This is a genomic window from Nonomuraea lactucae, assembly GCF_003313395.1.
In the GTDB taxonomy this organism is placed as follows: Bacteria; Actinomycetota; Actinomycetes; order Streptosporangiales; family Streptosporangiaceae; genus Nonomuraea; species Nonomuraea lactucae.
Genome location: NZ_QNFZ01000948.1, coordinates 1 through 9,633, shown reverse-complemented (window position 1 = coordinate 9,633; position 9,633 = coordinate 1). Strand labels below are relative to the sequence as shown.

The 9,633-nt window shown below is 73.3% G+C and carries 10 protein-coding genes and 1 pseudogene; 4 read left to right on the top strand and 7 right to left on the bottom strand.

Features of this window, described 5'->3' with window-relative positions; genetic code table 11:
* A partial coding sequence (locus DQW85_RS33175) for an endonuclease/exonuclease/phosphatase family protein (protein ID WP_162795570.1) occupies positions 1–548 on the top strand: 548 nt, incomplete at its 5' end.
* Positions 549–586: 38 nt separating this feature from the next.
* A complete protein-coding gene (locus DQW85_RS33170) occupies positions 587–1,720 on the top strand; it encodes a hypothetical protein (RefSeq protein ID WP_240197579.1) in 1,134 nt (377 codons plus the stop codon).
* Positions 1,721–1,765: 45 nt separating this feature from the next.
* Here the strand turns inward: DQW85_RS33170 and DQW85_RS33165 are convergent, their stop codons facing one another.
* Positions 1,766–2,239: a hypothetical protein gene (locus DQW85_RS33165; RefSeq protein WP_113703721.1), complete on the bottom strand. Its 474-nt coding sequence runs from the start codon at positions 2,237–2,239 to the stop codon at positions 1,766–1,768.
* Between the two features lie 46 nt (positions 2,240–2,285).
* Positions 2,286–3,044 carry an alpha/beta hydrolase gene (locus DQW85_RS33160; protein WP_113703720.1) on the bottom strand — a complete coding sequence of 253 codons (759 nt, stop codon included), beginning with the start codon at positions 3,042–3,044 and terminating at the stop codon, positions 2,286–2,288.
* A 148-nt stretch (positions 3,045–3,192) separates the two neighbouring features.
* On the opposite strand from DQW85_RS33160, the gene DQW85_RS33155 reads away from it, so the two are divergent.
* Positions 3,193–3,894 carry a lysophospholipid acyltransferase family protein gene (locus tag DQW85_RS33155; RefSeq protein ID WP_113703719.1) on the top strand — a complete coding sequence of 234 codons (702 nt, stop codon included), beginning with the start codon at positions 3,193–3,195 and terminating at the stop codon, positions 3,892–3,894.
* A gap of 39 nt (positions 3,895–3,933) precedes the next feature.
* Here the strand turns inward: DQW85_RS33155 and DQW85_RS33150 are convergent, their stop codons facing one another.
* On the bottom strand, positions 3,934–4,389 hold the full coding sequence (locus tag DQW85_RS33150; protein WP_113703718.1) for a MarR family winged helix-turn-helix transcriptional regulator: 456 nt from the start codon (positions 4,387–4,389) through the stop codon (positions 3,934–3,936).
* Between the two features lie 81 nt (positions 4,390–4,470).
* Between DQW85_RS33150 and DQW85_RS33145 the strand changes: the two genes are divergently transcribed.
* On the top strand, positions 4,471–4,899 hold the full coding sequence (locus DQW85_RS33145; protein ID WP_113703717.1) for a DoxX family protein: 429 nt from the start codon (positions 4,471–4,473) through the stop codon (positions 4,897–4,899).
* Positions 4,900–4,939: 40 nt separating this feature from the next.
* On the opposite strand, the gene mmuM is transcribed toward DQW85_RS33145, so the two are convergent.
* From mmuM to DQW85_RS33125, 4 genes and pseudogenes are all read right to left on the bottom strand, one after another.
* Positions 4,940–5,806 carry a homocysteine S-methyltransferase gene (mmuM, locus tag DQW85_RS33140; protein ID WP_113703716.1) on the bottom strand — a complete coding sequence of 289 codons (867 nt, stop codon included), beginning with the start codon at positions 5,804–5,806 and terminating at the stop codon, positions 4,940–4,942.
* A gap of 156 nt (positions 5,807–5,962) precedes the next feature.
* Positions 5,963–6,772 (bottom strand): trehalose-phosphatase, encoded by an 810-nt coding sequence (gene otsB / locus DQW85_RS33135; RefSeq protein WP_113703715.1) that lies wholly within the window; start codon positions 6,770–6,772, stop codon positions 5,963–5,965.
* 184 nt (positions 6,773–6,956) lie between these two features.
* Positions 6,957–9,347, bottom strand: coding sequence for a VIT domain-containing protein (locus tag DQW85_RS33130; RefSeq protein WP_113703714.1), 2,391 nt, complete (start codon positions 9,345–9,347; stop codon positions 6,957–6,959).
* Positions 9,344–9,633 (bottom strand): annotated as a pseudogene (locus DQW85_RS33125) (hypothetical protein); the annotation flags it as partial. The pseudogene DQW85_RS33125 and the gene DQW85_RS33130, both read right to left, overlap by 4 nt.

Sequence of the window (9,633 nt, the reverse complement as noted above, 5' to 3'; positions counted from 1 at the left end):
TGGCGGCGGCGTGCGGCATGCGGGTCGCCGCGGGAAGCCGGCTCACCGGGGTCGCGGTGCTCGCCGGGCCCCGCGTCCGGGTGGTGCACGGCGAGAGCCACCTGCTGCGCTTCTACGCCGGCCTGCAGCCGCGCGGGCTGGCGATCGCCGTCGTCGAGGTGGACGGCGCGCGGCTCGCCGTCGGCTCGACCCACCTCGACCTGAACGACGCGGCCAGGGTGCGCCACGCGGGCGAGGCCATGGAGCTGATGCGGCGCGCCTCGGCCGGGTTCGGGGCCGCGACCGTGCTGGGCGGCGACTTCAACGAACGGCCCCACCAGCCGGCCTGGCGCTACCTGGCCGATCAACTCGTCGACTGCTACCCGGCCGCGCCCGTCGGCGACGGGTTCACGTTCACCGCCCGGAACCCCCGGGCCCGCATCGACGCGGTGTTCGCCGCGCGCGGGACGCGGGTCGTGTCGTGCGGGGGAGCCGACGCCCCGACCGCCGATCTGGCCGGGGCTTCCGATCATCTCCCCGTGGTCGCCGAGCTGGGAGTTGGGGGCTGAAGGCCGGGAACCGGGACGCGAAGCCGTAGCATTTGCTCATGACCCGTCGCTCTCAGCGGCGTGCGCTCTCCTTGATCCTGGCGACGTCCGTGGTCTGGTCGCAGGTCACGCCCGCCGCGCATGCCGATCCGCGTCCCGCCTCCGCCGAGGGGTGGCAGCGTTCGACCAGCGCCCGCCTCGTCGCCGACGGTTCGCTCTCCGACGTGCTCGCGCTCTCCTCCGGCGACGTGTGGGCGGTCGGCCAGCAGCAGATCTGGGACGTGTGGAAGAACCGCGGCACGATCCGCCACTGGAACGGCACGCGCTGGGGCGAGGTGCCGATCCGCGACGCCGGCACGGTCAACCTGCGCGGCGTCGCCGCCGGCTCCTCCTCCGACGTGTGGGCCGTGGGCGACGGCGTCGACGGCCTGCCCTACCTCGCCCACGGCGACGCGGGCGGCTTCTCCCGCGTGCGGGTCGACGGGCTGTGGGCCGGCGACTGGCTCGGCGGCGTCGACGCCCGCTCCGGGCAGGTGGTGGCCGTCGGCAGCGGCAAGAGCCGCGACCCGAGGAGGAACGAGGTCGTCGGGCTCATCGTGACCGGCGAGCACGGCCGGTGGACGGTCCAGGAGACCGAGGCCCAGGGCGCCCTCTACGCGGTCGCCGACGGGTTCGCCGTCGGCGACACCGGCACCCGGCCGCTGATCGCGCACGAGTCGGACGGCCAGTGGAAGGCCATGCCGGTGCCCGACATCCCGGGCGGCTACCTGCGCGACGTCCAGGTCGACAGCGCCAGGCGCGCCGTCGCCGTCGGCGGCGTCTACCACGGGCCCGACGACGTCGAGCCGCTCGTGCTGTCCTGGAACGGCAAGCGCTGGAAGCGCGAGAGGGTGCCCGGCGGCGAGTCGCGCCTGTACGGGGTGACCGGCGACGGCAAGGGACGCTACTGGGTCTCCGGCTACGACCCGTCGCGCGCCGCGGAGGCGTTCATGCTCCGCCACGAGAAGGGCGACTGGGAGATCATCAGGGGCGGCACGACCCGGGGCAGGGACACCGTGCGGCTGCAGGCCGTCACCTACCTCGCGGGCAAGGGCGCGGTGTGGGCGGTCGGACACGCCATCGACAGCGCCGAGCGCTACACCGACGTGGTGGAGTCCTTCGGGCCCGGCAGCCAGCCCCCGAAGGACTCATGACGCGCCGCCACCCGTGGCGTGCGGCTGATCGGTCCGGGCGCGCGGCTACAGCACCGCGCCGTCGTCCCAGCCCGAGTCGTTGGGCGGGCCGTCGCCCATGCGCACCACCAGCGCGACGAAACCGCCGATGAACGCCGCCACCGCGGTGAACAGCGCCCAGCCCTCCATCTGCCAGTCGGCCATCGCCGCCACCAGCAGGTAGGCGGGGCCGCCGAACAGGGCCACCCAGGCGACCTTGGTGACCATGTCCAGCTTGGGCAGCGGGGGAGGGGGCGGCGGCTCGAAGTGGCCCTCGTCGTCGGCCTCGCCGTCCGCGTCGTCCCGCTCGCCGGGTATGACGGTCTCGTGGCGCTCCTCGTCGTCCTCCGGCTCGGGCGGTCTCACCACGCGGCGCGCCGGCTCCACCGGGACGTTCTCGCTGTCCGGCCATGGCTGGTCGGCCGAGTCGCGCTCGGCTGTCTCGTTGAAGGACGCGACGATCTGCCGCCAGACCTCGTCCTCGTCACTCTGGGGCGTCACCTAGATGGGCCTCTCCGCAGCGATCGCGACTTCCCCCTGGGTGCGATCAGTCCCTCTGCAAGGGTACCGAGGCATGTGTACGGATGAAGTCGAGGCTTCCGGCAAAGATCCTGTCGGCATCGTTGTCCAGCGTCGCAACATGGTAGCTATCGGTAAGCTCCTCGATAGTGGCCTGTGGGACCTTCTGGCGAATGATCGCCACGCTCGTCGGTTTCACCACGTGGTCGTCGGCGCTGTGGAAGACCAGCAGCGGCTGCACCACCTCGGGCAGGTCGGCCTGCACCAGCGACCAGAGCCCCGGCAGCGAGGCGGCCGCCTTCACCGGGGTGCGCGTGTAGGCCAGCTCCGTCACCCCGGGCTTCTTCACGTCGTTGGCCACCCCGGGCACCGACGGCACGAACCACTTGAGCACCGGGGCCAGCCTGAGCAGCGGCACGTCGTTCGCGATCGACGGGTTGACCAGCACCACGCCCCGGATCGCGGCGCCGTGCACCTCGGCCAGCCGCAGCGCCAGGCAGCCGCCCAGTGACAGCCCGGCCACGAACACCTCCGCGCAGCGGCCCTGGAGGTCCGCGAACGCCTTCTCCACCTCGGCGTACCAGTCCTCCCAGCGGGTGCGGTTCATCTCCCGCCAGGTCGTGCCGTGGCCCGGCTGGCGGGGCAGCGAGACGCTCAGGCCGTGGCCGGCCAGATACTCGGCCCACGGCCGCAGGGACTGCGGCGTGCCCGTGAACCCGTGACAGAGCAGCACGCCGACCTGGCCTGCTTCGTGATGGTAGGGCTCCGCGCCTGGCATGAGCGGCATAACAGCTCCTCGTTGGGATTTCATCCCGGAATTGCCCGATCGTCGCACGATCGAGGGCCTTTGTGCGAGAGCTGGTGTATGAGCATCGCGCCTGAGATGCGAAGATGACTCTGGCTTTCAGGCATCGCTCTGGGGAAGAGGTGGCCGGGTGTTGTACTGGGTGGTCAAGGTCATCTTGGGGCCGATTCTCCACATCGTCTTCAGGCCGTGGGCCGAGGGAGCGGACAACGTGCCCAGGCACGGTCCGGCGATCCTGGCCGGAAACCACCTGTCGTTCGCCGACCACTTCATCGGCCCGCTGCATCTGCGCCGCAAGGTCATCTCGCTGGGCAAGTCCGACTACTTCACCGGCAGCGGGATCAAAGGCTTCTTCACCAGGCTGTTCTTCAGCGGCGTCGGGACCCTGCCGATCGACCGCTCCGGCGGCAAGGCGAGCGAGGCCGCCCTGCGCACCGGCCTTCGCGTGCTGCGCGAGGGCAGCGTCCTCGGCATCTACCCGGAGGGCACCCGCTCGCCCGACGGCCGCCTCTACAAGGGCAAGACCGGCGTGGCCCGGCTGGCGCTGGAGGCGCGCGCGCCCGTCATCCCGTGGGCGATGATCAACACGTTCGAGATGATGCCGCCCGGTCGGCCGCTGCCCAGGCTGGGCATCCGGCCGGGCGTCAGGTTCGGCAAGCCGCTCGACTTCTCCCGCTACTACGGCATGGAGGACGACCGGCTGGTGCTGCGGGCCGTGACGGACGAGATCATGTACGCGCTCATGGAGCTGTCGGAGCAGGAGTACGTCGACAAGTACGCCGCGAGCGCCAAGCTGGAGATCGAGCGCGCCGCCCGCGCCGCCAAGGCCTGAGTCCCGGCATCGCGCGTCCGGCCCGCCGCGGCGGGCCCCTCAGCCTCTGAGCGCCTGCTCGGTCCTGCGCATGGCCGTGGTCATCACCTCGAGCTCGTCGCGGGTGAGCCGGTCGATCAGGTAGGCCCGCACCACCTCCACGTGGCCCGGCGCCACCTGTTCCAGGCAGCGCATCCCCGCCCCGGTGAGCACGGCCAGCACCCCCCTGTCGTCCGACGGGCAGGTGGTGCGCTCGACCAGGCCGGCCTTCTCCAGTTGGGTGATCTGGTAGGTCAGCGCGCTCTTGGACGCGACCACGCCCCTGGCCAGCTCCGTCATGCGCATCCGGTGGCCGGGCTGGGCCGACAGCCGTACGAGGATCTCGTACTGCGGGTGCGTCAGGCCCGCGGACGCCTTGAGCTGCTCCTCGATGCGCCGTTCGAGCAGGTGGGAGGTCGCCAGGAAGGCCCGCCAGGCCGCCATCTCCGTCTCGTCGAGCCACCGGGTGTCCGTCACGAGGCCAAGTGTACTTGTTGTTCAGATTTGAACATGCCGCTACAGTGATGGTTCAAATCTGAACGACCAAAGGAGAGAGACATGCTCGTTCAGGCCCGTTCCATCGTGCTCCTGCTCGCCCGCGTGGCCGTCGGCGCGATCTTCCTCGTGCACGGCTACCAGAAGTTCGCCACGATGGGCGTGGCGGGGACGGCGAAGTTCTTCGAGTCGGTCGGGATCCCGCTCGCCGGCGTGGCGGCTCCCGTGGTCATGACGGTGGAGGTCGTCGGCGGGCTGGCGCTGATCCTCGGCGCGGCGCTCCCCGTGGCCGGCACGGTGCTGGCGCTGGACATGGTGGGCGCGATGGTGTTCGTGCACCTGGCGAACGGGTTCGCCGTGGACAAGGGCGGCTACGAGTTCGTGCTGGCGCTCGCCGCCGGCGCGCTGGCCGTCGGCTTCACCGGGGGAGGCGTGCTCGCCGTGGACGGCCTCCTGCAGCGCCGCCGGACCCCGGCCGTCCACTCGGCCTGACCCCCGGCCCGGGCCCGCCTCCCTCCAGGGCGGGGGGCGGTCAGGGCAGGTGGGCGCGTACCTGCCGGATGTGGTCGGGAGTGGTGCGGCAGCAGCCGCCGATCAGCGAGGCGCCCGCGCGCTCCCACTCCTTGGCCGCCTGGCCGTACTCGACCGGATCGGCCAGGCCGAGCCACCGGTGTCGCTCGGCGTCCCACGTCTCGCCCGAGTTGGGGTAGACGACGATGGGCAGGCCGCCCGACAGCGCGGCGATGAGGCCCGGGATGTGGCGGGGCGCCGTGCAGTTGGCCCCCACGGCCACCACCCGCGGGTCGCCCGCAAACAGGGCGGCGGCCTCGCGGATCGGGGTGCCGTCGTTGATGTGTTCGCCGTCGCGGCAGGAGAAGCTCACCCACGCCTTGAGGGAGGGCGTCTCGCCGAGCAGCCTGGCCAGCGCCCGCGCCTCCGGATAGGACGGGATCGTCTCGCAGGCCAGCAGGTCGGCCCCGGCCGAGGCGAGGATCTCCCAGCGCGGCCGGTGCCAGGCGAGCAGCCCGTCCTCGTCGAGGTCGTAGTCGCCGGTGTACTCGGCGCCGTTGGCGAGGTAGGCCCCGTACGGGCCGACCGAGGCGGCCACCAGCCCGCCGCCCGCCTCGTCGCGAGCCTGCCCGGCGAGCTCCACGGAACGGCGGATGAGACTTTCGGCCTGTGCCACGTCCAGCCCGCGCCGGACGAACCCCGGAATGGACGCCTGGTAGCTGGCGGTCGTGGCCACGTGCGCCCCTGCCGCGAAGTAGTCGCCGTGGACCCGCCGGATCAGATCCGGGTCCTCCAGCAGGAGCCGTGCGGACCAGAGCTCGTCGCGCAGGTCGGCGCCGAGCGCTTCGAGGTGGGTGGCGAGGCCGCCGTCCAGGACAAGTGTGGTCACCCGTCCAGCCTATGGGCCGTGCCGCACCGAAACGGACCGCGCGCCGGCATTTCCGGATGAACGGGTGGGGTGTGCGTACGCCATTCTTGCGGAATGGCGGAGACCCATTCGGTCCGCCATTCATCGGCGAAAGCCCGGCCATTATCCGGCGTCCGGTCATTGTCGTCCGGCGAACGCCCTGATCACCTGGTCCAGCAGCATCGGGATTTCCGCGGGGGAGCCGAGGGCGAGATCGGCCCGGCGGGCCAGCTCGTCACCCGTCTCCGAGTCGGCCACCGCCACCCTGACGCCGGCGAACGCCGGATCCCGCCGCTCCCGCTCGCGCAGCGCCTCGAAGGCCCGCGCGTCGGGCAGGTCGTCGCCGAAGTACCAGGCCGTGACCAGTCCGGCGGACTCCTCGCCGACGACCGTGCCCAGGTCGCGCCGTACGGGGGGCCTGAGCTCGACCACCATCCGGCCCAGCTGTTCGGTCAGGCCCAGCCGGGCCGCCCTGGCCGACGCCCACCGCTCCACGGCGCCCCGCGCGCCCGGCGCCGCCCTGTAGTGCAGCGCCACCATCAGCCCCCGGTCCTCGACCTGCACCCCCCGGGGCAGCTCGCGCGCGGCCTCCTCGGCCAGCCGCCGCATGACCGGCGCCCACGGCTCGGCCTCCCGGTCGGTCCGGATCTCACCCCCGGCCACGGTCTGCAGGCCGTCCAGCCCGTACAGCCGCACGGCGGGCAACTGGGCGAACCGCTCGCACAGGAACGCCACCGGCCGGGCCGAGACCACGGCGACCCTGCCCACCAGCCTCGACAGCGCGGCCAGCCGCTCGAGCGCTCCCGCGACGGGGACGACCGCGCCCGGATCGCGTGTCACGGGCGCGAGCGTGCCGTCGAAATCGAAGAAGAAACCCGATTTCGCGGCCGCGGAAACGGTGACGGAGACCGCCTCGGCGAAGCGCAGGGGTGCGCGAGAGGTCGCCATGTACCGTGACGATAGAACAGAGGGGCGGAGTTCGACAGACGCCCGTTCGCATTTCCGGCCGATGTCGCCGGAGGGTCAGCCGAAGTTCTCTTCCACGTCAGCCACCCGCCCCCCTGCGCCACCCGACTGCCACCCGGCTCCGGGCGGCCCAGCCCATTGCCGGGCGCGCGGCCCTTGTCGTTCGTCAGCCTCTCTTCCAGAACGGGGGGCGGGGCTCGGGCGAGGGGCCGCCTCCGGTGAGCGCCGTCAGGACGTCCACGGCGTGCGACCGCAGCGCCTCCGCGTCGGCGCCGGGCTGCTCGGCGGCCTCAAGCTCGCGGGCCAGGGCCGAGAGTTCGGCGTGGCCGCCGAGGTAGGCGGACAGGGCCGCGAGGCGGGAGCCCAGGTCGGCGAGGTAGAGCGGGTCGGCCACCCGCAGGGCGCGCAGCCGGTCGAGCTCCGCCACCAGTTGCGTCCTGACCGCCTCCAGGCCGTGTGACCCGCGCCGGGCGGGCGCCGGAGGCACGGCGGGCCTGCCGAACCTCGGCCCCCGAGCCCCGCGCCCCACGGAGCCACCCACCGAGCCACCCACCGAGCCACCCTCCGATCCACCGGCCGATCCGCCTGCCGGGCCGCCCCCTCCGAGCGGGCCTTCCGCGTCGCCGGCCGGACCGCCCGCGAGGGGCGTCTCGTCCAGGGCGGAGTCGAAGGCGAGGGAACGGCTCCGGAAGCCGCCCGGGGCCGCCATCACCGCCGCCTGCGCCATGAAGCCCGTCATCGCGGGCGGCGCCGAGGGCATCTCCCAGCCGCTCGGCGGCTCCACCGGCTGGATGACGCGATGCTCCGGCGCGCCCTCGGCGACCTGCCTGGTGTCCAGCGCCACGTAGGCCGTGAACCGGCAGAGGACCCCGTTCTCCAGCGAGGTCCGTACGATCTCCGCCTCCAGCTCGTGCTCGCCCATCGCGTAGCGGTCCTCCAGCTCGCGCAGGTGCGCGCGCGCCCAGACCGCGCGGATCGCGGGGCTGTCCACGACCGTGCCGGTGACCTGCTGCTCCCACGGCGTGCCCGCCGCCAGCCCGCGTACGGTCACCGAGTCGCCGCCCCGGTGGCGGCCGTGCACGCGCAGCGGCACCCCGGGGAAGATCGAGCCCAGGTGCGTGAGGGTGCCCGGTTCCACGTCGAGGCCCTTGAGCGACAGGTCCGTCACCAGGGGGGCGCCGATGCGCCGGTGGATCTGCTCCATGGCCGCGTCGAGCCGGTCCTCCGACTCGACCAGCTCGCACCGCCCCGCGCCCAGCCCGGCCAGCCGGCCGAGGAAGCCGGCGTTCACGGCCCGGTCGACGCCGACCGCGTGGACCCGCATGGCAGACAGGGCGCCGCCCGCCTGCTCCAGGATCTGGTCCTCGTTGCCCACCTGGCCGTCGGTGACCAGCACCACGACCCGTTCCCGGCCCTCGGGCGCCCGGCCGCTGAGCAGGGACACGGCCTGGCGGAGCGGCTCCAGGAGCTCGGTGCCGCCGCGGGCGTCCACCCGGGCCAGGTGCTCGACGGCGCGGTAGCGGTTGCGGTCGGACGCCTCCACGAGCCCCTCGAACGCCTGCTCCACCACCGAGTCGAACGTGAGCACCGCGAACCTGTCGTCCGAGGTCAGCGTGTCGACGATGCGGGCCGCCGCCCGGCGGGCGGCCACCATCTTCCAGCCGCCCATGCTGCCCGACCGGTCGAGCAGGAGCACCAGGTCTCGCGGCGTGCGGGCCGCCCGCAGCGCCGGCGGCACGACCGTCAGCGAGAACGTGCCCCGGCCATCGAGCTGCAGCGCCGTGGACGCCTCGAACGCCAGCCGGAGGATGAAGTCGCGGTCCAGCCGTTCGCCCGGGCGGAGTCGGACGGTGTCGCCCTCCTCCTCGGTCACGTGCAGGCTGGAGGCCACCTCGCGCAGGTCCAGCCCGGCGGCGTCGATCGTCGCGGACAGCGACAGGCGCACCGGGTCCGGGAAGCCGGGCAGCAGCACGGGCGGGGTGATCCGGGAGGCGTCCGGCACCGCGTCGGTGTCGGGCGCCGTGCCGTCGCCCGCCGAAAGCCCGTCCACCGGCGTGCCGGGGATGTAGCGGGGTGCGACGACCAGCGGGAAGCGGAACGTGGCCGCGCCGTCCTCGTACGGCAGCGGCTGGCTCAGCGACAGCCTGACGGTGACGCGCTCGCCGGGCAGGAGGTTTCCCACTCTGATCGTGAACACGTCCGGCCGCTCCTCCTCGGCGATCGCCGCCCGGCGGCCCTCGCGCAGCGCCCGGTCGTAGTCGACCCTGGCCTGCCCGCGTTCCTTGAGCACCCCCTCGATCACGCGGTCGTCGGCCTCCATCCTGAACCCGGTCACCGCCGCCCTGTCGGGGAGCGGGAAGACGTACGTGGCCTCCAGCGTGACGTCGAACGGGTTGCGGAAGCCCTGCGTCACCTCCACGCCGGCGATGAGGCCGGAGATGGCGGCGGTCACGTCGACGCTCTCCAGGGGCAGGTTGCCCCGCTCGGTGCGCAGCGCGCCGAACCCCGCGTCAGGGACCGGCGGGCACCGGTCGGGCTCGAGCGAAGTGATCTTCATAGGAGCTTCCTCTCTTCGAGCACCGCCAGGAGCGGGCGGGCCGCTGCCAGCACCGCTTGGATGTCGTCTGTGGACGGGGTGCGGGCCACGCCGTCGAGCACCAGCGTCACCCCGGACGCGAGCCTGACCCCCGAGACCAGCCCTCCTCGCCCGTCCGGAACCCGCACCCCCTGCCCGCCGGGGTCGCGCCCGCCCGGGTCGGGACCGCTCGGGTCGGGACCGCTCGGGTCGGGACCGCTCGGGACCCCTCCGGCCGCGAGGGACGGGCTCGCGGGGTGGCCCGCCG

What these genes read in the sequence shown, in the direction of transcription:
- DQW85_RS33170 (WP_240197579.1), top strand. Translation starts at nt 587, where the DNA reads ATGACCCGTCGCTCTCAGCGGCGTGCGCTCTCCTTGATCCTGGCGACG.
- DQW85_RS33160 (WP_113703720.1), bottom strand. Translation starts at nt 3,044, where the DNA reads ATGCCGCTCATGCCAGGCGCGGAGCCCTACCATCACGAAGCAGGCCAG.
- DQW85_RS33145 (WP_113703717.1), top strand. Translation starts at nt 4,471, where the DNA reads ATGCTCGTTCAGGCCCGTTCCATCGTGCTCCTGCTCGCCCGCGTGGCC.
- otsB (WP_113703715.1), bottom strand. Translation starts at nt 6,772, where the DNA reads ATGGCGACCTCTCGCGCACCCCTGCGCTTCGCCGAGGCGGTCTCCGTC.
- DQW85_RS33130 (WP_113703714.1), bottom strand. Translation starts at nt 9,347, where the DNA reads ATGAAGATCACTTCGCTCGAGCCCGACCGGTGCCCGCCGGTCCCTGAC.